The organism is Ruegeria sp. CRTD044, from assembly GCF_059613485.1.
Window position 1 is genome coordinate 26,761 of the sequence record NZ_JBXWSP010000016.1, and the last position, 24,039, is coordinate 50,799.

A 24,039-nucleotide genomic window follows, 5' to 3' on the forward strand; every position below is an offset into this window, starting at 1 on the left:
AAAGCTCCCTTAGTGCGAAGCGACCTGGGTCGCGGCCTCGGCCGCGGCCAGAGCCGTGTCATAGTTCGAAATCAGCGCGGCGGTCGAATTGCCGATCACGTCGGTGACCAGCGACGGATAGACCCCCAACAGGATGGTCATGACGATCAGCGGCGCAAAGATCAGGCGTTCGCGTGTGCTCATGTCGGTGATCGACTTGAGGCTTTCCTTGATCAGGTCGCCAAAGACAACGCGGCGATACAGCCACAGCGCATAAGCTGCCGAGAAGATCACACCGCTGGCCGCCACTGCGGTCACCCAGGTGTTGACCTGGAAGGTGCCCATCAGCGTCAGGAATTCGCCGATGAACCCGCTGGTGCCCGGCAGCCCCACGTTGGCCATCGTGAACAGCATGAACACAAGCGCATAGGCCGGCATGCGGATCACCAGCCCGCCATAGGCCTCGATGTCGCGAGTGTGCATCCGGTCGTAGATCACGCCGACGCAAAGGAACAGCGCGGCCGAGATGAACCCATGGCTGAGCATCTGGAAGATCGCCCCGTCGATGCCCTGCTGGTTCGCCGCAAAGATGCCCATGGTCACAAAACCCATATGCGCGACCGAGGAATAGGCGATCAGCTTTTTCATGTCCTCCTGCACCAGCGCCACCAACGAGGTGTAGACCACGGCGATGGCCGACAGCCACAGCACCAGATCGGTCATTACGGCCGAGCCGACAGGGAACATAGGCAAGCTGAAACGCAGGAAGCCATAACCACCCATCTTCAGCAGGATTGCCGCCAGCACGACCGAGCCCGCCGTCGGTGCCTGAACGTGCGCGTCAGGCAGCCAGGTGTGCACGGGCCACATCGGCATCTTCACCGCGAAGGACGCAAAGAACGCGAGGAACATCAGCGTCTGCATACCGCCGACAATGTGGACACCCAGCACGCTGAAGCTCTCGGACGAGAACTGGTGCGTCATGAGCGCGGCAATGTCCGTGGTGCCTGCATCCGCATACATAGCCACCATCGCCACCAGCATCAGAACCGAGCCGAGGAAGGTGTAGAGGAAGAACTTGAAGCTGGCATAAATCCGGTCCTTGCCGCCCCAGATCCCGATGATCAGGAACATCGGGATCAGCCCGGCCTCGAAGAACAGGTAGAACAGCACCAGGTCCAGCGCCATGAATACGCCCAGCATCAGCGTTTCCAGCAGCAGGAAGGCGATCATGTATTCCTTGACCCGGTCGGTCACGTTCCAGCTGGCCAGAATGGTCAGCGGCATGATGAAGGTGGTCAGCAGCACGAACAGAACGCTGATGCCATCCACACCCATCTTGTACTTCAGGCCCAGCAGCCATTGCCCCTCTTCCACCATCTGAAAGCCGGTGTTCGAGGGGTCGAACTCGGTATAGATCCCGATCGAAACAAGGAAGGTCACTGTGGTCGCAACCAGCGCGATCCACTTGGCATTGCGCTGTGCGGCCACATCGTTCCCGTGCAGGAACAGCGCCATCAGACCGGCAGAAATGGCCGGAATGAACGTTACAATGGATAGGATATTGTCCATCAGTTTACGCCTCCGCCGATCGACATCCAGGTGACCAGGGCGGCGATCCCCAGAACCATCCAGAAGGCGTAAGTGAAGATGTAGCCCGTCTGCGCCTTGCCTGCGAGGCGGGTAAAGAAGGGAACGACGCCCATTGCTACTCCGTTCAGGAAACCGTCGATCGTCTTGCCGTCACCGCCCTTCCACAGGAACCGGCCCAGGGCCACGGTCGGTTTGACAAGGATCGCGTCGTAGATTTCGTCAAAGTACCACTTGTTCTTGAGGAACAGGTACAGCGGACGCTGGTTCTCGGCCAGGCGGCCCGGCAGCGCCGGGTTCACGATGTAGAACAGGCAAGCCAGTCCAAAGCCCAGAACCATTGCGATGAACGGCGAGACCTTGACCCATTTCGGCGCCGCATGCGCGTCGTCCAGAACATGGTTGTCCGGCGCGATGTACAGCGCGCCCTCGCCCGGTTTGCCGACAAAGGCATAGTGGTGATCTCCGTCCTTGGCCTTATCGTCGTGCGCAGCTTCGTCGCTATGGGATTCGGTGGCATGCGTGTCGTCGCCATGGTCATCGGTCTTGGCATGGTCACCGGCCTCGGCATGCGCCTCGGCAACCGGAATGCCGTAGAACTTGCCCACCTGATCGGCGTGACCGAAGAAGTTGTTGTACCAGATCATGCCCGCGAACACGGCGCCCAGCGACAGAACACCCAGCGGCACCAGCATGACCATCGGGCTTTCATGCGCGTGCTCATGCGTGTGCTTGTCGCCTCGCTCCTCGCCATAGAAGGTCAGGAAGATCAGGCGCCAGCTGTAAAACGAGGTCATCGCGGCGGCGATCACCAGCGCCCAGAAGCCGAAGGCCGACCCGCCGGCATAGGCGCTTTCGATGATAGCGTCCTTGGACAAGAAGCCGGCAAAGCCGATCGTGGTCAGCGGGATGCCGACACCGGTGATGGCCAGCGTGCCGATCATCATCGCCCAGAAGGTATAGGGGATCTTCTTGCGCAGGTTGCCATAGTTCATCATATCCTGTTCGTGGTGCATGGCGTGGATCACCGAGCCCGCACCCAAGAACAAGAGCGCCTTGAAGAAGGCATGCGTGAAGAGGTGGAACATCGCCGCCGAATACATGCCCACGCCCGCGGCCACGAACATGTAGCCCAGCTGCGAACAGGTCGAATAGGCGATCACGCGCTTGATGTCCGTCTGCACCAAGCCCACAGTCGCGGCAAAGAACGCGGTGGCAGCCCCCAGCACGGTGACGAACCCGGTTGCACCCGGTGCGAACTCCATCAACGGCGACATGCGGCAAACCAGGAACACGCCGGCCGTCACCATGGTGGCCGCGTGGATCAGCGCCGACACGGGCGTCGGGCCCTCCATCGCGTCCGGCAACCAGGTGTGCAGGATCAACTGCGCCGATTTGCCCATCGCACCGATGAACAGCAGTACGCAGATGACCTCGATCGCGGTCCATTCGCCCCACAGGAAGGTCAGTTGCGTTTCCGCCAGCTGAGGTGCAGCGGCAAAGATATCCGAGAAGTTGATGCTGTCGGTCAGGAAGAACAGCGCAAATATCCCAAGCGCAAAGCCGAAGTCGCCCACACGGTTCACGATGAACGCTTTCATCGCCGCCGCATTGGCCGAAGGTTTGCGATAGTAGAAACCGATCAGCAGGTACGACGCGACGCCCACGCCTTCCCAACCGAAGAACATCTGTACGAGGTTGTCGGCCGTCACCAGCATCAGCATGGCGAAGGTGAAGAAGGACAGATAGGCAAAGAAGCGCGGCTTGTAGCTTTCGCCCTCGCGCCACTGCGGGTCGTGATCCATGTAGCCGAACGAATAAAGGTGCACGAGCGCCGAAACCGTGGTGACGACGATCAACATGATGGCGGTCAGCCGGTCCAGACGAACGGCCCACGAGGTCGAGAGCGAGCCGCTTTCGATCCAGCGCATGATCTCGATCTGCTGGGTCTGCCCGTCAAAGCTGAAGAAGACGATCCACGACAGCAGACAGGCCAGGAACAACAGGCCCGTTGCCGTCCACAGCGCAGCCTTTTCGCCGATGAACTTCCAGCCAAAGCCGCAGATCAGCGCGCCCACGAGCGGGGCAAAGAGGATTGTGGTTTCCATGATCCCTTACCCCTTCATCATGTTGACGTCTTCAACCGCGATGGTACCGCGGTTGCGGAAGAAGCAGACCAGAATGGCCAGCCCGATCGCAGCCTCGGCCGCGGCCACAGTCAGCACGAACAGCGTGAAAACCTGCCCGACCAGATCGCCGAGAAAGCTGGAAAACGCCACGAGGTTGATGTTCACCGCCAACAGCATCAGTTCGATGCTCATTAGCAGGATGATGACGTTCTTGCGGTTCAGGAAGAGACCGAAGATGCCGATGACGAACAGCGTCGCCGCGACGGTAAGATAGTGTTCAAGTCCGATCATCGTCTCAAAGTCCCTGCCCCGGTTTCACGTCCTTCAACTCCATCGCCTTGGCCGGGTCACGCATCATCTGACCGACGATGTCCTGACGCTTGATGTCCTTGCGGTGGCGCAGTGTCAGCACGATGGCGCCGATCATGGCCACAAGCAGGATCAGGCCCGCCAGTTGGAACAGAAGGAAGTATTGATCGTAAAGGATGACACCCAGTGCCTCCGTGTTGTGGCGGTCGGCCGGGATCGGCTGGGCCAGATTGGCGGCCGCGCCTTGTGCGCTTTCCCAGGCGCCAAAGGCCATGACGAACTGCATAAGGATGACCAGCCCGATCAGCAGGGCCAAAGGCATGTAGCGCGCCATCTCGGCCTTGAGCTCGGCAAAGTCCACGTCCAGCATCATCACCACGAACAGGAACAGCACCGCCACCGCGCCGACATAGACGATGATCAGCAGCATGGCGACGAATTCCGCCCCCAGCAACACGAACAGCCCCGCCGACGACAGGAAGGCCAGGATCAGCCACAGCACCGAATGCACCGGCTGCCGGCTGATCACGGTGAACAGCCCGCCGGTGATGGCGCTGATGGCAAAGAGGTAAAAGGCAAATACGCTCATTGGTCATCTTCCTCGTTTTCGCCCATGGCCTCCTGCGCCAATTCCAGCGCCCGGGTCATGGCCGGAATGCCGGCAAAGACCGACATCTGACCGATCGTTTCCACGATCTCTTGTTTCTTGGCCCCTGCCTCGATGGCGTGGCGCACCGTCTGGCGAATGGCCGTATCGGCCTGTGCGCCCTGACAGGTCAGCCCGGCCAGCGTCAGCAACAGGCGGGTCTTGGCATCCAGTCCGCCCGGATTGACGGTGTTGCCGAACATCATTTCCATGACCTCTTTGGGCATGGTCGGCCACAGCGCCTCGAAGCCGCGCATCGCGTCGACGGGCGAATAGCTCTCCAGCGCCGGATTGAACGCCTTGGCCATGTCATGTGCCTGTCTGAGCATCTGCTCGAATGGGTTTTTTGCCGGATCGCTCATCGGTAGGGCGCGTCCAGTTCTAGGTTGCGGGCGATCTCGGCTTCCCAGCGTTCACCGTTGTCCAGCAGCTTCTGCTTGTCATAGAACAGCTCTTCGCGGGTTTCGGTGGCGAATTCGAAATTCGGCCCTTCGACGATGGCATCGACCGGGCAGGCCTCTTGGCAGAAGCCGCAGTAGATGCACTTGGTCATGTCAATGTCATAGCGCGTGGTACGGCGGCTGCCGTCTTCGCGCGGCTCAGCATCGATTGTGATGGCCTGTGCGGGACACACAGCTTCGCACAGTTTGCAGGCGATGCAGCGCTCCTCGCCGTTGGGATAACGGCGCAGGGCGTGTTCACCGCGGAACCGGGGCGACAGCGGACCCTTTTCGTGCGGGTAGTTCACGGTGGCCTTGGGCGCGAAGAAGTACTTCAGCCCTAGCTTCATGCCGACCCAGAAATCCTGCAGAAGGAAGTATTTGGCCGCGCGGGTATAATCGATATTTGCCATTGTCAGCCTCCTACGCTCCAGCGGGCGAATGCACCCCAGAACCAGTCGAATTTCGCCGCAAAGGCCACGAATACCACCCACACCAGGCTGAACGGCAGGAACACTTTCCAGCCCAGCCGCATCAGTTGGTCGTAGCGGTAGCGGGGCGTGATTGCCTTGACCATCGCGAACAGGAAGAAGAAGAACGCCATCTTGGCGACCATCCACAGCACACCATCAGGCAGGCCGGGGATCGGCGACAGCCAGCCGCCGAAGAACAGCAGCGTGGTCAGGGCGCACATCAGGAAGATGGCGATGTATTCGCCCGCCATGAACAGCAGGAAGGGCGTTGCCGAGTATTCGACCTGATAGCCTGCGACCAGTTCCGATTCCGCTTCGGGCAGGTCGAATGGCGGGCGGTTGGTTTCAGCCAAAGCCGAGATGAAGAACAGGAAGACCATTGGGAAATGCGGCAGCCAGTACCAGCTGAAGAACCCGAACGAGCCATCCTGCGCCCGCACGATGTCGCCAAAATTCATCGAGCCCGTCGAAATGATCACCCCGATGATGATCAGGCCGATCGAAACCTCATAAGAAATCATCTGCGCGGCCGAGCGCAGCGAACCCAGGAACGGGTATTTCGAGTTTGACGCCCATCCGCCCATGATAACGCCGTAAACCTCGAGCGAGGACACTGCGAACACGTAAAGGATGGCCACGTTGATGTCGGACAGGACCCAGCCGTCATTGAACGGAATGACCGCCCAGGCGATCATGGCCAGTACGAACGACGTCAGCGGCGCGAGGATGAACACAGTCCGGTCGGCGCCGGCAGGGATCACCACCTCTTTGACGACGTATTTCAGCGCGTCCGCCACCGATTGCAGTAGGCCATAAACGCCAACCACGTTGGGGCCGCGACGCATCTGGACCGCGGCCCAGATCTTGCGGTCGCCATAGACCAGAAACAGCAGCGAGATCATCACGAAGGCCACGACGGCCAGCACCTGCGCCAATATGATCAGGGCTATTCCGCCTGGGGTGTCAAAGAATTCAGCCATTGGTCCTCACACCGTGGGTATTCCGTTTTCCGCTGCCATCGCGAGGCCCGACCGGCCGGTCGGAGACTCGCGTCGCCTGCGATTGGTTTGGCGAGTTGGTGTAAACAGCATCCGCTGCCTGCACGCCACCTTTTTCCTTCATTTCATTCGGCAAAACACACGACCACGCCCCTCGTATCTCCTCTCGGAAAAACGAGCTCGGGCTTCCGCCCTCTGTGCTGTTTATGGTCGTCGCAAGCCTCATTCCGCAGCAATCTTTTGGTCACCGCGCGCCTTGGCCAGCGCCGAAAGCTCGGCCATCAACTGCGAGGCACGTGCGATCGGGTTGGTCAGATAGAAATCCTTGATCACGGTCCGGAAATCGGCCTGCCCCAAAGGTCCGGCCTCGATTGCCTGATCTTCGTTCTCGGGCACTTGGTCGATCTCGGCCAGATGCGGCACTGCTTCGATCAGCTTTTGCCGCAGCTGGGCCAACGTGTCATAAGGAAGTTTCTCGCCCAACTCCGCCGAAAGCGCCCGCAGGATCGCCCAGTTTTCCTTGGCTTCACCCGGCGCAAATCCGGCCCGCATCGCCAATTGAGGGCGACCCTCAGTGTTGACGAAGAGTCCGTTTTCCTCGGTATAGGCCGCACTTGGCAGGATGACGTCGGCGCGATGTGCACCGCGGTCACCGTGGCTGCCCTGATAGATGACGAACGGCCCCGCATCGATATCGACTTCGTCCGCGCCCAGATTGAAGATCACCTCGGCGCCGTCGATTGCAGCCTCAAGGCCACCCTCCGTCACTGCATCCACATCCATCGCACCGACGCGGGCCGCCGCAGTGTGCAGAACAAGCAGCCGACCCGACAGCGCGCGCGCGGCGGCCAAAACGGCCAGACCGTCTGCCTCGGTCACGGCGCCCTGTCCGACGACCACAACGGCTTCGTTGCTTGCCTTGGCCTTGGCCAGCGCATCGCGGTCGGTGCCAAGATGCTCGTAATCATAAGTCAGATCAACGGCCGGGCCGATCAATTTAACATCGGCGCCGGCCAGCCATGCCTTGCGGATGCGCGCGTTCAGCACTGGAGCCTCGTCGCGCGGGTTGGTGCCGATCAGAATGATCTCTTTCGCCGTGTCGATCTCCTCGATCGTCACATTGCCGACATAGCCCGAACGGTTACCGATAGGCAGGCGGGCATTGTCGGTTCGGCATTCGACCGTGCCACCCAACCCCTCAATCATCTGCTTCAACGCAAAGGCGGCTTCGACAGGAACCAGATCGCCGATCAGGCCTGCAACCTTCTTGCCCTTCATCGCCGCTGCGGCGGTGGCCAAAGCCTCGGGCCAGCTGGCGGCGCGCAGGCGACCGTTTTCGCGAATATAAGGCGTGTCCAGACGTTGACGGCGCAGACCATCCCAGACGAAACGCGTCTTGTCCGAGATCCACTCTTCGTTCACGCCATCATGGTTGCGCGGCAGAATGCGCATCACTTCGCGGCCCTTGGTATCGACACGAATGTTCGATCCCAAGGCGTCCATCACGTCGATGGTTTCGGTCTTGGTCAGTTCCCACGGGCGTGCGGTAAAGGCATACGGCTTGGAAGTCAGCGCCCCCACCGGGCACAGGTCAATGATGTTGCCCTGCAAGTTCGAATCCAGCGTCTGGTTCAGGTAGGAGGTAATTTCCGCATCCTCGCCCCGGCCCGTCTGGCCCATCTGGTCGATACCCGCGATCTCGGTCGTGAAACGCACACAGCGGGTGCAGCTGATGCAGCGGGTCATGGCCGTACCAACCAGCGGACCCAGATTCAGATCATCCACGGCCCGCTTGGCTTCTTTGAACCGGCTGGCCGACATACCGTAGGCCATTGCCTGGTCCTGCAGATCGCATTCACCGCCCTGGTCGCAGATCGGGCAATCCAAGGGGTGGTTGATCAGCAGAAACTCCATGACCCCTTCCCGGGCCTTCTTGACCATGGGCGAGTTGGTCTTGACCACCGGCGGCTGGCCTTCCGGTCCAGGGCGCAGATCGCGCACCTGCATCGCGCACGAAGCGGCCGGCTTCGGCGGCCCGCCCACGACCTCGACCAGGCACATGCGGCAGTTGCCGGCAATCGACAGGCGTTCATGATAGCAGAACCGCGGCACCTCGACCCCGGCCTGCTCGCAGGCCTGGATCAGGGTCATCGCGCCATCGACTTCGATTTCTTTGTCGTCGATTACGATCTTGCGGAGGTCAGACATGGTCTAGTTCGCCCTCAAATACACGCCAATGGCGCTGTTTCGTTCGATTTCCTTGCGCCCCAGGGCACAGAATGTTTCAGCTTTTCCGTAGCTCACGCCGTTCTGCGCGAGGTACTTCTCGCCCTTGGCCCGCATCCGCGCCTTTTCGGAATTCGACTCGACGTAGGCCCGGATCTCACCGTCCGAATAACCCAGGCTATTGGCCTTGGACCGTAGGCTCCACATCACACCGATTGCCTTCATTCGCCGCCCACTGATCGACGGGCAGTATTCCGAGATCTCATTTGCGATGGCGATGTAGTAGAGCTCGTTGTCGATTTCCTTGACTTCGCGCAAGGGCGGCTTGGCGTCCGCCAAGACGGGCAACGCCGTCGCACAGGCAAATGCGGCAAGTTTCACAAATTTCATGACATATCCTTTCATCTTGGGTTGCCCAAGACGTCCCGCGGCACGGCTGTTATGCAATAACGGCCGCCCGATCAGCGCAGGATATGCAATAGCGCAGCTCATGGTCGTTGACAGGCTCCGGCAAATGTCAGGCTGTCGTTCTCGATGCGCAGGTTCTGCGGTTCGGTGTCAGGACCAACCTTCCACGCAATGCGGGAGGAACCGAAATTCTGAATGCAGAACCGGGTGCCCTCGTACCGACCAGCCTCGCGCGCGCCATCCAGCGAAGCCGACACGCCCTTGATCGTCACGGTGAAATCCGCAGGCGACCGTTTCTTGTCGACCGGCTTTGCCTTGGCCCGAAACGACTTGCCGTCAAACAGGATCCGGTCGCTTGTTGGCGCCGTCCCGCAGGCCGAGAGCAACATCAGCAGAACAAGCACGCCGACAGCCGGGCGACGCAGGTTCGCGGTGATATCAACTAGTGTGACGGCCATCAGAACGCAGCCACCAATGCAAGTATCCCAAGCACAAACATGCAGGCCCAGGCCACCACATACAGGACTGAACGAATACCGCTATGCGGTTTGCCAACGCCCTGAATGTGTACGACAAGCATCACCAGCCGCGCGACCAAGGCAATCGCGGCCAGCCAGTTCACCCAGACCGGGCTGGCGCCCAACAGAATGGCTGCCACAGTAACGGTCAGAAACGCGGGCAAAGTCTCGGTGCCGTTCAGGTAGGCACGGTTCAGGCGATAGGCCTTGTTGGCATAGTCCTGGTCGGGGGTCGCGCCGGGAGCCAGCCCTTTGCCCTGTTTCGCCAGTGCCGAAAACGGCGATAGGAACAAGACGACCAGTGTGAAAATCACCAAAGACGCAATCGCGTGGGAATACTCTGCATAGGCTTCCATCGTTGTCACTCCGCCGCCATCGCACCCATACGGCCCGATTTCTGAGCCTTGATGCGGTCTTCGATTTCTTCGCGGAAATTGCGGATAAGGCCTTGGATCGGCCATGCGGCCGCGTCACCCAGCGCACAGATCGTATGGCCTTCGACCTGCTTGGTCACCTCGAACAGCATGTCGATCTCTTCCAGTTCGGCCTCGCCGCGCACAAGGCGATCCATCACGCGCATCATCCAGCCCGTACCCTCGCGGCAGGGCGTACACTGGCCGCAGCTTTCGTGCTTGTAGAATTTCGACAGGCGCCAGATGGCCTTGATGATGTCGGTGGACTTGTCCATTACGATCACCGCCGCCGTGCCAAGCCCCGAGCCCAAATCGTTGCGCAGATAGTCGAAATCCATGATCGCGTCGCGCATGTTCTCGCCGCGCACGCAAGGCACGGACGAGCCACCGGGGATCACGGCCAACAGGTTGTCCCACCCGCCGCGGATGCCACCGCAATGGGTCTCGATCAATTCTTCAAAGCTGATCGACATCGCCTCTTCGACCACACAGGGGGTATTGACGTGACCCGAGACGGCAAAAAGCTTGGTGCCCGCGTTGTTCTGGCGGCCGAAACCGGCGAACCAGTCGGCGCCACGCCGCAGGATCGTGGGGACAACCGCGATGGATTCCACGTTGTTCACCGTGGTCGGGCAGCCATACAGACCCGCCCCCGCCGGGAAAGGCGGCTTCATGCGCGGCATGCCCTTCTTGCCTTCCAGGCTTTCGATCAGCGCGGTTTCCTCGCCACAGATATAGGCGCCTGCCCCGTGGTGCAGGAACAGGTCGAAATCCCATCCCGATCCGGCGGCGTTCTTGCCCAGCAGGCCCGCATCATAGGCCTCGTCGATTGCAGCCTGCAGTGCCTCGCGCTCACGAATGTACTCGCCGCGCAGGTAGATGTAGCAGGTGTGCGCATTCATCGCGAAAGACGCAATCAGGCAGCCTTCGATCAGCGTGTGCGGATCGTGGCGCATGATCTCGCGGTCCTTGCAGGTGCCCGGTTCGGATTCGTCGGCGTTGACCACCAGATAGGACGGGCGGCCATCGCTTTCCTTCGGCATAAACGACCATTTCAGGCCGGTCGGGAAGCCCGCACCGCCACGCCCGCGCAGGCCTGAGTCTTTCATCGTCTGGATGATCCAGTCGCGACCCTTTTCCATCAGGCCAGCAGTGCCGTCCCAATGCCCCCGGGCCTGGGCGCCCTTCAAGGTGCGCTCGTGCATCCCGTAGATGTTGGTAAAGATCCGGTCCTGATCCTTCAGCATCGCGTGTTACCTTCAGCTGTCCTGACGCATGCGCCAGAGTTGAAATATGTTGACGCCCGCATAGATGAACGCCGCGATCGCGGCGAAATCGAACAGCAGCGCAAAGCGTCCCGGCAGCTCCAGGGCCGGGCCGATGAACAGGGTCATGGCAAGCCACAACAGCATGGTCACCGCGATGACCACGCCGATATGTCGGCCCTTGCGGGCGATTGCCTGTTCCTTGTCCTTGTCCATCACACTCCGATGCCCGTATCGGGCACCGTCTCTCAGTCTTCGTAGGTGCCGACTTGCTTGGCACGTTTGGCAAATTCGGTTTCCTCACCAGCAGCCAGCTTGGCCGCCTGCTCGATCCAGCCATCGCGTTCGATCCGGCCCTTGAACTTCAGCCGGGAATCAACCCACGCCACATGTTCCGGCGTCCAGGCCGCGATCTGATCGAAGTGGTAGAACCCGAGCTCGTTCAGCGTCTGCTCGAGCTTCGGCCCTACACCTTTCAGCAGCTTGAGGTCGTCGGGCTTGCCCTCGCGCGCGCCGCTCAGCGTTTCGGGCTGAGCCTCAGCCGTTTCCGGCTTGGCCGCGGCGCCCTCGGGCGAAGATGGCTCGGCCTTGGCGGATTTCTTGGGTGCGGCCTGGCGGGCGGCTGGTTTGCCCTGCTCTGGCACCTTCGGCGGCTTGGGCGCGGCTTTCGCGCCGGCGGCCTTGCCATCCTTGCCCAACCAAGGCGTCAGCATCGGAACCTCGGTTCCGTCGATGCGCTTGACGGTATCGCCCAGTTCCGTGGCCAGTTGCACACTGGCATTGTGCTTTGCCTTGCCACCCTCGTAGTCCTTCAGGTTGGTCACCCCGCCCAGAGGCTCGGCCGCATAGCGCCCATTCTGGGGACCCGGCACCGGAACCTTGCCAGCGGCCAGTTCATCAATGATCCGACCAAAACTCTCGGCGGTCAGGTCCTCGTAATAGTCTTTACCGATCTGTGCCATCGGGGCGTTGGTGCAGGAGCCCAGGCACTCGACCTCTTCCCAGCTCAGCTTGCCGTCCGCCGACAGCTGGTGCGGCTTGGGCGCGATCTTTTCGCGGCAGACCGCGATCAGGTCTTCGGCCCCGCAGATCATGCAGGACGTGGTGCCACAGACCTGAATATGCGCAACGGACCCAACCGGTTGCAGCTGGAACATGAAGTAGAAGGACGCAACTTCGAGCACCCGGATGTACGACATGCCCAGCATGTCAGCGACGGTTTCAATCGCTGGACGGCTCAGCCAACCCTCCTGCTCTTGTGCGCGCCACAGCAGCGGGATGACCGCGCTGGCCTGACGGCCCTCGGGGTACTTGGTGATCTGCGCCTTGGTCCAGTCCAGATTGGCGGGTGTGAAGGCAAAGCTTTCGGGTTGTTCAGGGTGCAGGCGGCGGAGCATTAGCGGTCAATCTCTCCAAATACGACGTCCATGGTGCCAATGATGGCAGCGACGTCGGCCAGTTGGTGGCCCTTGGCGACGTGGTCCATGGCTTGCAGGTGCAGGAAACCGGGCGCACGCAGCTTGGCGCGGTACGGCTTGTTGGTGCCGTCGGCGACGAGATAGACGCCGAACTCGCCCTTGGGCGCTTCGACGGCGGCATAGACTTCGCCCGCCGGAACGTGGAACCCTTCGGTGTACAGTTTGAAGTGATGGATCAGGCTCTCCATCGAGGTCTTCATGTCCGAGCGTTTCGGCGGCGTGATCTTGCCGCGGGCCAGAATGTCGCCCGGGCAGTCGCGCAGCTTGGCGATGGCCTGACGGATGATCGACACCGACTGGCGCATCTCTTCCATCCGCACCAGGTAGCGGTCATAGCAGTCCCCGTTCTTGCCGACGGGGATTTGGAACTCAAACTCGTCGTAGCATTCATAGGGTTGCGCGCGACGCAGGTCCCAGGCCAGGCCCGATCCGCGCACCATCACGCCCGAGAAGCCGTATTGCTGGATATCCTCCTCGGTCACCACGCCGATGTCGCAGTTGCGCTGTTTGAAGATCCGGTTCTCGGTCAGCAGTCCGTCAATGTCGTCCAGAACGGCGGGGAACTCGTGGCTCCAGGTCTCGATGTCGTCCAGCAACTCGGGCGGCAGGTCCTGATGCACACCGCCGGGGCGGAAATAAGCCGCGTGCAGGCGCGCACCGCAGGCACGCTCGTAAAACACCATCAGCTTTTCACGCTCTTCAAAGCCCCACAGCGGCGGGGTCAGCGCGCCCACGTCCATCGCCTGCGTGGTCACGTTGAGCAGATGGTTCAAAACGCGCCCAATCTCGGAATACAGGACCCGGATCAACGAGGCCCTGCGTGGAACTTCGACGCCGGTCAGCTTTTCGATGGCCAAGCACCAGGCATGTTCCTGGTTCATCGGCGCCACATAGTCCAATCGGTCGAAATACGGCAGGTTCTGCAGATAGGTCCGGCTTTCCATCAGCTTTTCGGTACCACGGTGCAGCAGGCCGATATGCGGGTCGCAACGCTCGACGATCTCGCCGTCCAGCTCAAGCACAAGACGCAAAACTCCGTGCGCCGCAGGGTGCTGCGGGCCGAAGTTGATGTTGAAGTTGCGGATCTTCTGTTCTCCGCTCAGCGCGTCCGTGCTGCCGTCATCGTATCTTGAGCCGTCCATCAACGCCCTCGTTTCTTTTTCGCTTCGGCCCGAACCCGGACCTTTTCCGCCTCAAGCGCTTTGGCTGCGGCCCCCGCCAGCAGGACCCCCAGCGCACCCAACGCAATAAGTTCCCCCAGCAGCATGACCATCTCAGCGGCGCTCCAGTTCCTGCAGTTTCAACCCGACCCACCACAGCAACGCGATCGTGCCGAATGGGACTAGGCAGAGAAGGCACCAGTATTTGTTGATCCCGAAAAACGGCAAGATCTTCACCATCGGAATGATGGTCAGTGCAGAAAGGATCAGCCACCAGATGCCACCCATTGTCAGGTCTCCTGTTTTTCATCCCCCGGCAGAACATAGTTCGCACCTTCCCACGGGCTCATGAAATCGAACTGGCGATATTCCTGAACCAGCGAGACCGGTTCGTACACGACCCGTTTCTGCGCTTCGTCATAGCGGACTTCGATATACCCGGTGGTCGGAAAATCCTTGCGCAACGGATAGCCGCGAAAGCCATAGTCGGTCAGAATGCGACGCAGGTCCGGGTGGCCCGAGAACAGGATGCCGAACATGTCGAACACTTCACGCTCGAACCAGTTGGCCGAGGGGTGCACATCGACGATCGACGGAACCATGTCTTCCTCGCGCACCGAGATCCGGATCCGGATGCGCTGGTTCTGGTACATCGAAAGAAAGTGGTAAACCACGTCGAACCGTTTGGCGCGTTCGGGGTAGTCAACTCCGGTAATGTCGACCAAGGTAGAAAACTTGCAGTTCTGATCCGTTTTCAGAAACTCGACAAATTCCACCAGGCTCGAGGGCGCAACATCAACCGTCAGCTCGTCATGGGCCACGCTCCATGACAGAACACAGTCCGTGCGCTTGAGCTCGATATGCGTGCCGAGTTCCTTGAGTGCTTCGCTCATCTCGGTCCCTCCTCAGCGGACGATGGTGCCGGTGCGGCGGATCTTGCGCTGCAGTTGCAGCAGACCGTACAGCAGAGCCTCGGCCGTCGGCGGGCAGCCGGGCACATAGATGTCCACCGGAACGATGCGGTCGCAACCACGCACGACGGAATAGGAATAGTGGTAGTAGCCACCGCCATTGGCGCAGGACCCCATCGAAATCACATAGCGCGGCTCGGGCATCTGGTCATAGACCTTGCGTAGCGCCGGGGCCATCTTGTTGGTCAGCGTACCGGCCACGATCATCACGTCCGACTGGCGCGGGGATGCGCGCGGCGCGATGCCGAAGCGTTCGGCGTCGTAACGCGGCATCGAGGTGTGCATCATCTCGACCGCACAGCAGGCCAGACCAAAGGTCATCCAGTGCAGCGAGCCGGTGCGCGCCCAGTTGATGATGTCCTCGGACGAAGTCAGCAGGAACCCTTTGTCCTGCAACTCGGCGTTCAGGGCCTGGGTGGCGACTTCCTTGTCGACGCCAGCGGTGTTTGCACCCGTCATCACTCCCATTCCAAGGCCCCCTTCTTCCATTCATAGGCAAAGCCGATGGTCAGAACGCCGAGGAACACCATCATCGACCAGAAGCCGACATCGCTGATGTCCTTGAAGCCCACGGCCCAGGGAAACAGGAACGCAATCTCGAGGTCGAAGATGATGAACAGGATCGACACCAGATAGAATCGGACATCGAACTTCATCCGCGCATCGTCGAACGCGTTGAACCCGCATTCATAGGCGCTGACCTTTTCGGGGTCGGGATTGCGGACTGCCAGAACGACGGCGGCCAGAATCAGGACGATTCCAAGGCCCACGGCGACGGCCAGAAACACCAGGATCGGGAGATACTCCCGCAACAGCTCTTCCACGAGTGGCTCCTTTCCTGCGCATCCCGAACGAGACGCGCCGTCAATTGGCGTGTTGACTGGACATTCTCTATCCGCGCGGGGTCAGAGGGTCAACCGAGCAGAAGCGCGCATGGCACCGAATATTCGGCTTGCCAACGCCCAGCGCTGCACTAGGCGCAAGCCCTTGGCTTCAAATGGTCGCGGGCGGTCAAACCTTACTATTCCATGAAGGTTTTCGCTTGTCGAAGAAAGCGCTGATTCCCTCATTCGCCTCGTCCGTTTCCCATCGGTCGACCAGCGCCCGGATCGTGTGGTCGATCACCGCGTCGTCGATGCGCGGCCCGAGGTCCCGAACCAACGCCTTGGCCGAGGCCACGGCGCCCGGCGCACAGGACAGATAGGGCTGCACTTCGGCTTCTATCGCGGCATCCAACTCATCCGCCGGAACGGCCCGCGCCAACAGGCCAAGATCCACCGCCTCGGCCGCGTCGAACAGACGGGCCGACATGAACACGCGCCGCGCGCGGGCCTCGCCCATGCGGGCGATGACATAGGGGCCGATGGTGGCCGGGATCAGCCCTAGCCGGGTTTCGGTCAGCCCCATCTTCAGGCTGTCCACGCCGACGGCCACGTCGCAGACCGAGGCCATGCCCACACCGCCGCCAAAGGCGTTGCCCTGCAGCGCCCCGATCAAAGGTTTGGGCAGGGTGTTTAGGGCGTTCAGCATCTCGGCCAGCTTGCGTGCCTCGACAAAGCGGGTCTCGGGATCGGCGGCCATTTGAGCCTGCATCCAGCCCAGGTCACCCCCGGCGCAGAAGCTCTTGCCCGCGCCGGTCAGAACTACGACACGCACGTCGTTGGTTTCCCCCAGTTGCGCGGCGGCCCGGGTCAGTTCGGCGATCATCTGCGCCGACATCGCGTTGTGTTTTTCCGGCCGGTTCAGCGTCAGCGTGGCAACCCCGCGCAGGTCGGTGGAGATCGAGATGGTCTCAAACATATCAGCCTCTTATCCCGCCCGCATCGCGCGGGCCTTTTCCGCCGCTTGGTTCAGCACGGCGGCGTCCAGTCCGGTGTCATAGCCCAGCCGTTCGAGATGCGCGGCAACGGCTTCGGTGGCCACATTCCCGGCCGCGCCCGGCGCGTAGGGGCAGCCGCCCAATCCGCCCACGGCGGCGTCGAACACCCGGACGCCCAGCGCAAGAGACGCGTCGATATTGTCGATCGCCCGCCCGTTGGTGTCGTGGAAATGCCCGGCCAGACGGGTCGCGGGCACGTATTCACGCACCGCCAGCAGCATTCGTGCGATGCTGTCGGGTGTCCCCTGCCCGATCGTGTCGCCCAGCGAGATCTCGTAACAGCCGTGCGAGAACAGCAGGTCGGCCACCTCGGCCACCTTAGCGGGTGGCATCGGCCCGTCATAGGGGCAGTCGGTCACGCAAGAGACGTATCCCCGCACCGGCAGGTCGATATGGCGCGCCGCCTCAAGGATCGGGACGAACCGCTCGATGGATTCGGCGATGGTCGCGTTGATGTTGGCCTTGGAAAACCCCTCCGACGCCGAGGCAAACACCGCGATCTCATCCGCCCCGGCGGCCAGCGCGTCCTCATAGCCACGCATGTTCGGGGTCAGCGCGGCGTAGCGCACGCCGGGGGCGCGGGTGATCCCGGCCAGCACCTCGGCGCTGCCGGCCATTTGCGGCACCCATTTGGGCGATACGAAACTGGCCACCTCGATCCGGCTGAACCCCGCCCGGCTGAGGCAGTCGACCAGCGCGATCTTCTCGGAAACCGGGATTTCGCGCTTTTCGTTCTGCAGCCCGTCGCGTGGCCCCACTTCGAAAATCTCGACACGTTCCGCCATCGCGGTGCCCTCCTGTTCAGTCTCGGCCCGCCCCGTTCAGGGCGGGCGTTCAGGGTTTCAATCGTTTTCCAGCCGGACCAGCGCCGCACCGGCCTCGACCTGCGATCCGGCCTCGGCCAGAACCTCGGCCACGACACCGTCGCGGGCGGCCAGCAGCGAATGCTCCATCTTCATGGCCTCGAGGATGGCCAGCCGGTCGCCTTCCTTCACCGCCTGACCTGGCGCGGCGAACACCGCCTTGACCAGCCCGGGCATCGGCGCTTCGACCACGTTGGTGTCACCGGCGGCGCTGACATCGCGGTCCAGCGGGTCCAGCATCTCGAAGCTCACGCCATAGGCGTCGAACACGGTGACATCGTGGCCCGCAATCGCAACCGGAGGCATCGGCTGGCCGTCGATGATCCAGCGGCCGTTGACCCGTTCGGCGTTCACGCTGGTCCCGCCGACCTGCCAGTCCTGCCGGTCCGGCCCTGCGACCTGGACGTCCAGATCCAGAACCTCGCCGTCGCGCTTCAGCTGAAGCGCCCGGTGCAGCGGGGCCCAGAGGGTAAACCCGGTGTCCTCGGTGGGCTTGTCCAATCCGGTCGCGGCCATCGCCGCCGCAACGGTCATTGCCGGAGTGACGGCGGGTTCGCGCACCAGATCGTCCAGATCGCGGCCGATCAGCCCGGTATCGACATCGCCCGCCGCAAACCCGGCGTGCCGGGTCAGTGCGCCCAGGAAAGACAGGTTGGTGACGGTTCCCGCCACCTGCGTCCGGCGCAGCGCGCGGTGCAGTTGTTCCAGCGCCACCGCGCGAGTCGGGCCGTGCACAATCACCTTGGCGATCATCGGGTCATACCACGGGCTGATCGTGTCGCACGCCCGCACGCCGCTGTCGGCGCGGCAGCCGTGCGGAAACTCCAGATGGGTCAGGGTGCCCGTCGCGGGCAGGAACCCTTTGGGTACGTCCTCGGCATAGAGCCGGGCCTCGAAGGCATGGCCGTTGATCGACAGCTCGCTCTGCCGCTTGGGCAGGCTTTCCCCCGCCGCAACCCGCAACTGCCATTCGACCAGGTCGATGCCGGTTATGGCCTCGGTCACCGGGTGTTCGACCTGCAGGCGGGTGTTCATCTCCATGAACCAGAACCGGTCGGGGCGCAGACCGTCCGAGGCATCGACGATGAACTCCACGGTGCCTGCGCCCTTGTAGCCGATGGCCTCGGCCGCGCGCACGCCCGCCTGGCCCATCGCTTCGCGCATCTCGGGCGTCATGCCGGGGGCCGGTGCTTCCTCGATCACCTTCTGGTGGCGGCGCTGCAGCGAGCAGTCGCGTTCGAACAGATGCACGGCATGGGTGCCGTCACCAAAAACCTGAACCTCGATATGACGAGGCTTGGCCACGAATTTCTCGACCAGAACGGCATCATTGCCAAAAGCAGTCTTGGCCTCGCCCCGGGCGCTGTCCAGAGCAGCGGCGAAATCCGCCGGCCTCTCGACCAGCCGCATCCCCTTGCCACCACCGCCGGCCACCGCCTTGATCAGAACCGGATAGCCGATCGTGTCGGCCGCACCGGCCAGATGCTCAGGGTCCTGGTTGTCGCCGTGATAGCCGGGCACGACCGGGACGCCAGCCTGCTCCATCAGCGCCTTGGCGGCATCCTTCAGGCCCATCTTGCGGATCGCCTCCGCCGAGGGGCCGATGAAGGTCAGGCCCGCGGCCTGAACCGCATCGACGAAATCGGGGTTCTCGGACAGAAACCCATAGCCGGGGTGGATCGCCTGCGCGTCGGTATCCAGCGCGGCCTGAATGATCACGTCGCCTTTCAGATAGCTGTCGGCCGGAGCCGCCCCGCCAATATGTACGGCCTCATCCGCCATCTGCACATGTTTGGCGGACGCGTCCGCATCCGAGTACACGGCAACGCAGGCCACGCCCATCTTGTGCGCGGTTTCGATGACCCGGCAGGCAATCTCGCCCCGGTTGGCGATCAGGATCTTGTCAAACATGGCCGTTACCCTTTCCCTGCCAGATCTTCCACAAGGCGAAACCGTTCGCAGACCAACTCCATCTTTGGGTCGAAGCCGCCGTTTCGTTCGAAATATCTGCGATGATCCTCGCGCCAGCCTTCCAGGCTGTCGTTTTCGCCCTCGGCCAAGGCAAATGCCTCGTCCACATCGCAATAGCGCCGGACCGTCACATCGACCGTTTCGATGACCAGCGCGGGCTGCCCGTCCCAGTCCAAAGCGATGTCGCGGCGGCCTGCCTGCGGCATTGCCTCGCCACCCGCCGTAAAGTCACGCAACGCGCCACATGTCGCTGTCTTGCGCCCCGAGCGGACCAGAGCCAGCAACTCGTCGCACAATGCGCGGTTGTCGCCAAACTGAAAGGTCTCGGCCCCAGGATATCTTTCTTTCAAGCTCTCCAGCATCGAACCGCCCCTTCTACATCCGGAACACGCCAAAGCGCGTGTCCTCGATGGGTGCGTTCAGTGCGGCGCTCAGCGACAGAGCCAGCACGTCGCGGCTTTTGCGCGGGTCGATGATGCCGTCATCCCACAGCCGGGCAGAGGCATAGAGCGGGTGCGACTGTTCCTCGAACATCTCGAGCGTCGGGCGTTTGAATTCGACCTCTTCTTCGGCCGACCATGTGCCACCCTGCCGTTCGATCCCGTCGCGTTTGACTGTCGCCAGAACACCGGCGGCCTGCTCGCCGCCCATGACCGAGATACGGCTGTTTGGCCACGTCCACAGGAAGCGGGGCTGATAGGCGCGCCCGGCCATGCCATAGTTCCCGGCCCCGAACGAGCCGCCCACCAGCATGGTGATCTTGGGCACGCTTGTGGTGGCCACGGCGGTCACCATCTTGGCGCCATGGCGCGCGATGCCTTCGTTCTCGTACTTGCGGCCGACCATGAAGCCGGTGATGTTCTGCAGGAAGACCAAGGGGATCTTGCGCTGGCTGCACAGTTCGACGAAATGCGCGCCCTTCTGCGCGGCCTCGGAAAACAGCACGCCATTGTTGGCGATGATGCCGACGGGGCAGCCTTTGACATGAGCAAAGCCGGTCACCAGCGTCTCACCGAACCGAGGCTTGAACTCGTCAAAGCGCGAGCCATCGACCAGACGCGCGATCACCTCGCGGATGTCATAAGGGGTACGCAGATCGGCCGGGACAACGCCCAGGATTTCCTCGGGGTCATAGGCCGGGTCTTCGGGGCTGGCCCAATCCACCGTCTGCGGCTTGCGGCGATTGAGCGATCCCACCGCCCGGCGGGCCAGCGCCAGCGCGTGGGCGTCGTCCTCGGCCAGATAATCAGCCACGCCGGACAGGCGGGTGTGCACGTCGCCGCCGCCCAAATCTTCGGCGCTGACGACCTCGCCCGTCGCCGCCTTGACCAGCGGCGGGCCGGCCAGAAAGATCGTGCCCTGTTCCTTGACGATGATGGTCACGTCGGACATCGCCGGCACATATGCGCCGCCAGCGGTGCACGAGCCCATCACCACAGCGATCTGCGGAATGCCCTTGGCGCTCATCCGGGCTTGGTTGTAGAAGATGCGGCCGAAATGGTCGCGGTCGGGAAAGACCTCGTCCTGGTTGGGCAGGTTCGCGCCGCCGCTGTCGACCAGATAGATGCAGGGCAGATGGTTTTCCTCGGCGATCTCCTGCGCGCGGAGGTGTTTCTTGACAGTCATCGGATAATAGGTGCCGCCCTTCACGGTGGCGTCGTTGCAGACCACCATGACCTCTTGCCCCTGAACGCGGCCAATCCCCGCGATCACGCCGGCACAAGGGGCCGCGGCCTCATACATCCCATGCGCCGCCGTCGCGCCGATTTCGAGGAACGGAGACCCCGGGTCCAACAGGTTCGCCACCCGCCGCCGAGGCAGCATCTTGCCCCGAGACACATGGCGTTCGCGAGATTTCTCACCCCCGCCCATGCGCGCGGCCTCGGCGGCCTCAGAGATCTGCGCCAGCGCCTCAAGGTGCGCGGCACGGTTTTGCTTGAAGCCATCGGACGAGGGCAAAGCGGAAGATCGCAGCTTCATCTGGTATACTCTCTCAGAAATTCGCGAACGGGGTTTTCGCTGACGCCAAAGCTCTGCATGATGCGCGCATAGCCCTGCGACACGTTGCTGGAACAGACGGTGTCCAGCTTCTTGATTTCCGGCTCTTCGAGGAAATCCTCAAGGTCCCACATCGGAACCATGAAATAGTATTCGAACGGCTGCATCTCGGCCGCCATTTCCATCGCCTCGACGGCCTGGTCCTGTTCACCCCGGCACAGATAGGCCAGCGACAGGTTACGATAGGCGCTCCCGAGGCTCTCATAGTCGTCATCTGCCTCGTATTGGCTGACCGCAAGCTTGAGCCGCTCCACGACCTGACGGTCGAAATACCCGTCATCCGCCTGTGCCTCGGGCAGGAACATTGCGACATAGGCCAGCTTCTCGTCGTGCCAGCCGTCGGTCTGCATCTCGTTGCTGAAGACGCTGTGCAGCATCCGGATTTCCGGTTCGAATTTCAGGGTGCCGTCGGAATCGGCCACCGCATCCAGATAGTTGTCGTAGAACGCGATCCTGCGTTTGTCTTCAGCGTCCAGCCTCGCGACCCGATCGGCGATCTTGCGCAATTCCGAGATGGCCTCATCCGGGTAGCCGTATAAAACCAGAAGGTCGGCCAATTGCAGTTTTTCGATGACGGCGATCTTTTCTTCGACAGCCTTGTCGATCGTGTCGTGCATCCACGTTTCGAAATAGGTCTTTCCGGCCCACACAGCCCCGATGACCGCGATGACGGTCGCGCTGAACTCGATTCCGGTCCGGACGCTGGATTTATCTGCCATGGCATATCTCCTCGGACGCGCGACGTTTCAATTCCTTGCGAATGACTTTTCCCGTCACGGTCAAAGGCAAGTCTTGCACAAAAGCCACCTCACGCGGGTAGGAATAATGCGCCAGACGGTCCTTGACCCAATCCTGCAGCTCTTGTTCCGAAGTCTCAGACCCCGGTTTCAGCACCACGTAGGCCTTCACGATCTCGGTCCGCAGCGGGTCGGGTTTGCCGACCACGCCCACGGTGGCCACCGCCGGATGGGTCAGCAGGCAATCCTCGATCTCGGCGGGGCCGATGCGGTACCCGGCCGAGGTGATCACGTCATCCTCGCGGCCGACAAAGCGCAGATAGTCGCCCTCCCACATACCGCGGTCACCGGTGATCAGCCAATCGCCACGAAACTTCTCGACCGTGGCCTGCGGGTTGTTCCAGTATTCCAGCAGCATCGAGGCCGAGCCGCGCCGGATGGCCACGTCACCCTCGGCGTCGGTCGGGTTGCCTTTGGCGTCGATCACCGCGACCTCGTGCCCCGGAACCGGCTTGCCGATACAGCCGGGGCGCGCGGCGAAATCCTCGGCACAGGACGAGACGACCATATTGCATTCGGTCTGGCCGTAGAATTCGTTGATCGTCAGGCCAAAGGCCCGCTCTCCCCACGCCAGCATTTCCGCGCCCAGCGGCTCGCCGCCCGAGGCCACGGACCGCAGACCGGGGATCGTCATGTCCGAGGCCTTCAGCATCCGCAGCGCCGTGGGGGGAAAGAACACGTTGCGCACGCCGCCGCGAGCGATCAAATCCGCGCAGGCCTCGGGAGTGAACTTGTCGAGCCGCGCGGCGACGACCGGGATGCCCAGCGCCAGCCCAGGCATCAGCACGTCGAACAACCCGCCGATCCAGGCCCAGTCGGCCGGCGTCCACAGGCAGTCGCCCGCGCGCAGATGGTTGTGGCTGATCGAAACGCCCGGCAGATGCCCGGTCAGCACCCGGTGCCCATGCAGCGCGCCTTTGGGTTTGCCCGTCGTGCCCGAGGTATAGATCAGCACCGCCGGATCCTCGGGGCCGGTGTCAGCAAAATCCACGGCGGGCCCGTCCGCCCCCAGCTCGGACACGATCAGCGGCTGCGCCAAATCGCCCAACATATCGGCGCCCTCGCCGTCGGTCAGCACATACCCGGCCCCCGCATCACCGATGCGCGAGGCCAGGGCATCGCGCTTGAACAGCTTGAACAACGGCACCGAGATTGCCCCGATCTTCCAGATGGCCAGATGCGCCGCCGCGCACCACGGCGACTGGCTGAGCAGCACGCCGACCCGGTCGCCGGGTTGCACGCGGCCCAGCAACCCGCGCGCCAGCCGGTCGGTCATTAGTTCAAGTTCACCATAAGTGATCTCGGTCGTAGCCGCGGAAGACAGATCGAGTATCGCCACCTGCTCAGCGGGCCGCGAGAGACACTGGTGCGCCATGTTCAGCCTGGGCGGTATGTTCCAGCTGCCACCAGACCGCAAACCCGGTATGAGCTCAGCGGGACACATGGCGTTTTTCCCTTATATTTATAC

General features: G+C 62.1%; 27 protein-coding genes. All 27 read right to left on the reverse strand.

Annotated elements, in window-relative coordinates; translation table 11 throughout:
• Nucleotides 1–9: 9 nt before the first annotated feature.
• The 27 genes from AC2FNL_RS12485 to AC2FNL_RS12615 all read right to left on the reverse strand — a co-directional run bounded on the left by AC2FNL_RS12485 (nucleotide 10) and on the right by AC2FNL_RS12615 (nucleotide 24,015).
• The gene (locus AC2FNL_RS12485; RefSeq protein ID WP_170340407.1) at nucleotides 10–1,551 is read right to left on the reverse strand and encodes an NADH-quinone oxidoreductase subunit M; all 1,542 of its coding nucleotides are present in this window, start codon (nucleotides 1,549–1,551) and stop codon (nucleotides 10–12) included.
• Nucleotides 1,551–3,677: an NADH-quinone oxidoreductase subunit L gene (nuoL, locus tag AC2FNL_RS12490; RefSeq protein WP_496833849.1), complete on the reverse strand. Its 2,127-nt coding sequence runs from the start codon at nucleotides 3,675–3,677 to the stop codon at nucleotides 1,551–1,553. Before nuoL ends, AC2FNL_RS12485 begins: the two co-directional genes overlap by 1 nt.
• A 6-nt stretch (nucleotides 3,678–3,683) precedes the next feature.
• The gene (gene nuoK, locus AC2FNL_RS12495) at nucleotides 3,684–3,989 is read right to left on the reverse strand and encodes an NADH-quinone oxidoreductase subunit NuoK (RefSeq protein ID WP_005984024.1); all 306 of its coding nucleotides are present in this window, start codon (nucleotides 3,987–3,989) and stop codon (nucleotides 3,684–3,686) included.
• A gap of 4 nt (nucleotides 3,990–3,993) precedes the next feature.
• The gene (locus AC2FNL_RS12500; RefSeq protein ID WP_093964917.1) at nucleotides 3,994–4,596 is read right to left on the reverse strand and encodes an NADH-quinone oxidoreductase subunit J; all 603 of its coding nucleotides are present in this window, start codon (nucleotides 4,594–4,596) and stop codon (nucleotides 3,994–3,996) included.
• Nucleotides 4,593–5,015, reverse strand: a complete 423-nt coding sequence (locus tag AC2FNL_RS12505; RefSeq protein ID WP_093964916.1) for a carboxymuconolactone decarboxylase family protein — start codon at nucleotides 5,013–5,015, stop codon at nucleotides 4,593–4,595. The genes AC2FNL_RS12500 and AC2FNL_RS12505 overlap by 4 nt, the downstream gene beginning before the upstream one ends.
• Nucleotides 5,012–5,506 carry an NADH-quinone oxidoreductase subunit NuoI gene (gene nuoI, locus AC2FNL_RS12510; RefSeq protein WP_093964915.1) on the reverse strand — a complete coding sequence of 165 codons (495 nt, stop codon included), beginning with the start codon at nucleotides 5,504–5,506 and terminating at the stop codon, nucleotides 5,012–5,014. The genes AC2FNL_RS12505 and nuoI overlap by 4 nt, the downstream gene beginning before the upstream one ends.
• A gap of 2 nt (nucleotides 5,507–5,508) precedes the next feature.
• Nucleotides 5,509–6,546 (reverse strand): NADH-quinone oxidoreductase subunit NuoH, encoded by a 1,038-nt coding sequence (nuoH, locus tag AC2FNL_RS12515; RefSeq protein WP_170340401.1) that lies wholly within the window; start codon nucleotides 6,544–6,546, stop codon nucleotides 5,509–5,511.
• 240 nt (nucleotides 6,547–6,786) lie between these two features.
• The gene (nuoG, locus tag AC2FNL_RS12520; protein ID WP_496833850.1) at nucleotides 6,787–8,772 is read right to left on the reverse strand and encodes an NADH-quinone oxidoreductase subunit NuoG; all 1,986 of its coding nucleotides are present in this window, start codon (nucleotides 8,770–8,772) and stop codon (nucleotides 6,787–6,789) included.
• 3 nt (nucleotides 8,773–8,775) lie between these two features.
• On the reverse strand, nucleotides 8,776–9,282 hold the full coding sequence (locus AC2FNL_RS12525) for a DUF5333 domain-containing protein (RefSeq protein ID WP_496833851.1): 507 nt from the start codon (nucleotides 9,280–9,282) through the stop codon (nucleotides 8,776–8,778).
• A complete protein-coding gene (locus tag AC2FNL_RS12530; RefSeq protein WP_093964911.1) occupies nucleotides 9,279–9,656 on the reverse strand; it encodes a hypothetical protein in 378 nt (125 codons plus the stop codon). The genes AC2FNL_RS12525 and AC2FNL_RS12530 overlap by 4 nt, the downstream gene beginning before the upstream one ends.
• Nucleotides 9,656–10,072: an MAPEG family protein gene (locus tag AC2FNL_RS12535; RefSeq protein ID WP_496833852.1), complete on the reverse strand. Its 417-nt coding sequence runs from the start codon at nucleotides 10,070–10,072 to the stop codon at nucleotides 9,656–9,658. The genes AC2FNL_RS12530 and AC2FNL_RS12535 overlap by 1 nt, the downstream gene beginning before the upstream one ends.
• 5 nt (nucleotides 10,073–10,077) lie before the next feature.
• Nucleotides 10,078–11,376, reverse strand: a complete 1,299-nt coding sequence (gene nuoF / locus AC2FNL_RS12540; protein ID WP_093964909.1) for an NADH-quinone oxidoreductase subunit NuoF — start codon at nucleotides 11,374–11,376, stop codon at nucleotides 10,078–10,080.
• Nucleotides 11,377–11,388: 12 nt separating this feature from the next.
• Nucleotides 11,389–11,610: a DUF5337 domain-containing protein gene (locus tag AC2FNL_RS12545; protein WP_093964908.1), complete on the reverse strand. Its 222-nt coding sequence runs from the start codon at nucleotides 11,608–11,610 to the stop codon at nucleotides 11,389–11,391.
• A gap of 32 nt (nucleotides 11,611–11,642) precedes the next feature.
• A complete protein-coding gene (locus AC2FNL_RS12550) occupies nucleotides 11,643–12,791 on the reverse strand; it encodes an NADH-quinone oxidoreductase subunit E (RefSeq protein WP_496833853.1) in 1,149 nt (382 codons plus the stop codon).
• The gene (locus AC2FNL_RS12555) at nucleotides 12,791–14,014 is read right to left on the reverse strand and encodes an NADH-quinone oxidoreductase subunit D (protein WP_170340391.1); all 1,224 of its coding nucleotides are present in this window, start codon (nucleotides 14,012–14,014) and stop codon (nucleotides 12,791–12,793) included. Before AC2FNL_RS12555 ends, AC2FNL_RS12550 begins: the two co-directional genes overlap by 1 nt.
• Nucleotides 14,014–14,139 (reverse strand): hypothetical protein, encoded by a 126-nt coding sequence (locus AC2FNL_RS12560; protein WP_261391884.1) that lies wholly within the window; start codon nucleotides 14,137–14,139, stop codon nucleotides 14,014–14,016. Before AC2FNL_RS12560 ends, AC2FNL_RS12555 begins: the two co-directional genes overlap by 1 nt.
• Before the next feature lie 7 nt (nucleotides 14,140–14,146).
• Nucleotides 14,147–14,320: a hypothetical protein gene (locus AC2FNL_RS12565; RefSeq protein ID WP_010442775.1), complete on the reverse strand. Its 174-nt coding sequence runs from the start codon at nucleotides 14,318–14,320 to the stop codon at nucleotides 14,147–14,149.
• A gap of 2 nt (nucleotides 14,321–14,322) precedes the next feature.
• Nucleotides 14,323–14,925, reverse strand: coding sequence for an NADH-quinone oxidoreductase subunit C (locus AC2FNL_RS12570; protein WP_170340389.1), 603 nt, complete (start codon nucleotides 14,923–14,925; stop codon nucleotides 14,323–14,325).
• A gap of 12 nt (nucleotides 14,926–14,937) precedes the next feature.
• Nucleotides 14,938–15,471, reverse strand: a complete 534-nt coding sequence (locus AC2FNL_RS12575) for a NuoB/complex I 20 kDa subunit family protein (protein ID WP_093964904.1) — start codon at nucleotides 15,469–15,471, stop codon at nucleotides 14,938–14,940.
• The gene (locus AC2FNL_RS12580) at nucleotides 15,462–15,827 is read right to left on the reverse strand and encodes an NADH-quinone oxidoreductase subunit A (RefSeq protein WP_093964903.1); all 366 of its coding nucleotides are present in this window, start codon (nucleotides 15,825–15,827) and stop codon (nucleotides 15,462–15,464) included. The genes AC2FNL_RS12575 and AC2FNL_RS12580 overlap by 10 nt, the downstream gene beginning before the upstream one ends.
• Nucleotides 15,828–16,014: 187 nt before the next feature.
• Complete coding sequence (locus AC2FNL_RS12585; protein WP_496833854.1) at nucleotides 16,015–16,803, reverse strand: crotonase/enoyl-CoA hydratase family protein; 789 nt, start codon at nucleotides 16,801–16,803, stop codon at nucleotides 16,015–16,017.
• 9 nt (nucleotides 16,804–16,812) lie between these two features.
• Nucleotides 16,813–17,667 carry a hydroxymethylglutaryl-CoA lyase gene (locus tag AC2FNL_RS12590; protein WP_496833855.1) on the reverse strand — a complete coding sequence of 285 codons (855 nt, stop codon included), beginning with the start codon at nucleotides 17,665–17,667 and terminating at the stop codon, nucleotides 16,813–16,815.
• A 57-nt stretch (nucleotides 17,668–17,724) separates the two neighbouring features.
• Complete coding sequence (locus AC2FNL_RS12595) at nucleotides 17,725–19,656, reverse strand: acetyl/propionyl/methylcrotonyl-CoA carboxylase subunit alpha (RefSeq protein ID WP_496833856.1); 1,932 nt, start codon at nucleotides 19,654–19,656, stop codon at nucleotides 17,725–17,727.
• Between the two features lie 5 nt (nucleotides 19,657–19,661).
• A complete protein-coding gene (locus tag AC2FNL_RS12600) occupies nucleotides 19,662–20,078 on the reverse strand; it encodes an ASCH domain-containing protein (RefSeq protein ID WP_170508815.1) in 417 nt (138 codons plus the stop codon).
• Nucleotides 20,079–20,091: 13 nt separating this feature from the next.
• On the reverse strand, nucleotides 20,092–21,696 hold the full coding sequence (locus tag AC2FNL_RS12605; RefSeq protein WP_496833857.1) for a carboxyl transferase domain-containing protein: 1,605 nt from the start codon (nucleotides 21,694–21,696) through the stop codon (nucleotides 20,092–20,094).
• Nucleotides 21,693–22,493, reverse strand: coding sequence for a hypothetical protein (locus AC2FNL_RS12610; RefSeq protein ID WP_496833858.1), 801 nt, complete (start codon nucleotides 22,491–22,493; stop codon nucleotides 21,693–21,695). The genes AC2FNL_RS12605 and AC2FNL_RS12610 overlap by 4 nt, the downstream gene beginning before the upstream one ends.
• The gene (locus tag AC2FNL_RS12615; protein ID WP_496833859.1) at nucleotides 22,483–24,015 is read right to left on the reverse strand and encodes an AMP-binding protein; all 1,533 of its coding nucleotides are present in this window, start codon (nucleotides 24,013–24,015) and stop codon (nucleotides 22,483–22,485) included. Before AC2FNL_RS12615 ends, AC2FNL_RS12610 begins: the two co-directional genes overlap by 11 nt.
• Nucleotides 24,016–24,039 lie beyond the last annotated feature (24 nt).

Coding starts and splice junctions, on each gene's coding strand:
- AC2FNL_RS12530 (WP_093964911.1), bottom strand. CDS start 9,656: ATGGCCGTCACACTAGTTGATATCACCGCGAACCTGCGTCGCCCGGCT.
- nuoF (WP_093964909.1), bottom strand. CDS start 11,376: ATGCTGAAGGATCAGGACCGGATCTTTACCAACATCTACGGGATGCAC.
- AC2FNL_RS12605 (WP_496833857.1), bottom strand. CDS start 21,696: ATGAAGCTGCGATCTTCCGCTTTGCCCTCGTCCGATGGCTTCAAGCAA.
- AC2FNL_RS12545 (WP_093964908.1), bottom strand. CDS start 11,610: ATGGACAAGGACAAGGAACAGGCAATCGCCCGCAAGGGCCGACATATC.
- AC2FNL_RS12505 (WP_093964916.1), bottom strand. CDS start 5,015: ATGAGCGATCCGGCAAAAAACCCATTCGAGCAGATGCTCAGACAGGCA.
- AC2FNL_RS12555 (WP_170340391.1), bottom strand. CDS start 14,014: ATGGACGGCTCAAGATACGATGACGGCAGCACGGACGCGCTGAGCGGA.
- AC2FNL_RS12550 (WP_496833853.1), bottom strand. CDS start 12,791: ATGCTCCGCCGCCTGCACCCTGAACAACCCGAAAGCTTTGCCTTCACA.
- AC2FNL_RS12585 (WP_496833854.1), bottom strand. CDS start 16,803: ATGTTTGAGACCATCTCGATCTCCACCGACCTGCGCGGGGTTGCCACG.
- nuoG (WP_496833850.1), bottom strand. CDS start 8,772: ATGTCTGACCTCCGCAAGATCGTAATCGACGACAAAGAAATCGAAGTC.
- AC2FNL_RS12590 (WP_496833855.1), bottom strand. CDS start 17,667: ATGGCGGAACGTGTCGAGATTTTCGAAGTGGGGCCACGCGACGGGCTG.
- AC2FNL_RS12615 (WP_496833859.1), bottom strand. CDS start 24,015: ATGTGTCCCGCTGAGCTCATACCGGGTTTGCGGTCTGGTGGCAGCTGG.
- nuoK (WP_005984024.1), bottom strand. CDS start 3,989: ATGATCGGACTTGAACACTATCTTACCGTCGCGGCGACGCTGTTCGTC.
- AC2FNL_RS12570 (WP_170340389.1), bottom strand. CDS start 14,925: ATGAGCGAAGCACTCAAGGAACTCGGCACGCATATCGAGCTCAAGCGC.
- AC2FNL_RS12595 (WP_496833856.1), bottom strand. CDS start 19,656: ATGTTTGACAAGATCCTGATCGCCAACCGGGGCGAGATTGCCTGCCGG.
- AC2FNL_RS12500 (WP_093964917.1), bottom strand. CDS start 4,596: ATGAGCGTATTTGCCTTTTACCTCTTTGCCATCAGCGCCATCACCGGC.
- nuoL (WP_496833849.1), bottom strand. CDS start 3,677: ATGGAAACCACAATCCTCTTTGCCCCGCTCGTGGGCGCGCTGATCTGC.
- AC2FNL_RS12485 (WP_170340407.1), bottom strand. CDS start 1,551: ATGGACAATATCCTATCCATTGTAACGTTCATTCCGGCCATTTCTGCC.
- AC2FNL_RS12600 (WP_170508815.1), bottom strand. CDS start 20,078: ATGCTGGAGAGCTTGAAAGAAAGATATCCTGGGGCCGAGACCTTTCAG.
- AC2FNL_RS12610 (WP_496833858.1), bottom strand. CDS start 22,493: ATGGCAGATAAATCCAGCGTCCGGACCGGAATCGAGTTCAGCGCGACC.
- AC2FNL_RS12560 (WP_261391884.1), bottom strand. CDS start 14,139: ATGCTGCTGGGGGAACTTATTGCGTTGGGTGCGCTGGGGGTCCTGCTG.
- AC2FNL_RS12535 (WP_496833852.1), bottom strand. CDS start 10,072: ATGGAAGCCTATGCAGAGTATTCCCACGCGATTGCGTCTTTGGTGATT.
- AC2FNL_RS12575 (WP_093964904.1), bottom strand. CDS start 15,471: ATGGGAGTGATGACGGGTGCAAACACCGCTGGCGTCGACAAGGAAGTC.
- nuoH (WP_170340401.1), bottom strand. CDS start 6,546: ATGGCTGAATTCTTTGACACCCCAGGCGGAATAGCCCTGATCATATTG.
- nuoI (WP_093964915.1), bottom strand. CDS start 5,506: ATGGCAAATATCGATTATACCCGCGCGGCCAAATACTTCCTTCTGCAG.
- AC2FNL_RS12525 (WP_496833851.1), bottom strand. CDS start 9,282: ATGAGCTGCGCTATTGCATATCCTGCGCTGATCGGGCGGCCGTTATTG.
- AC2FNL_RS12565 (WP_010442775.1), bottom strand. CDS start 14,320: ATGGGTGGCATCTGGTGGCTGATCCTTTCTGCACTGACCATCATTCCG.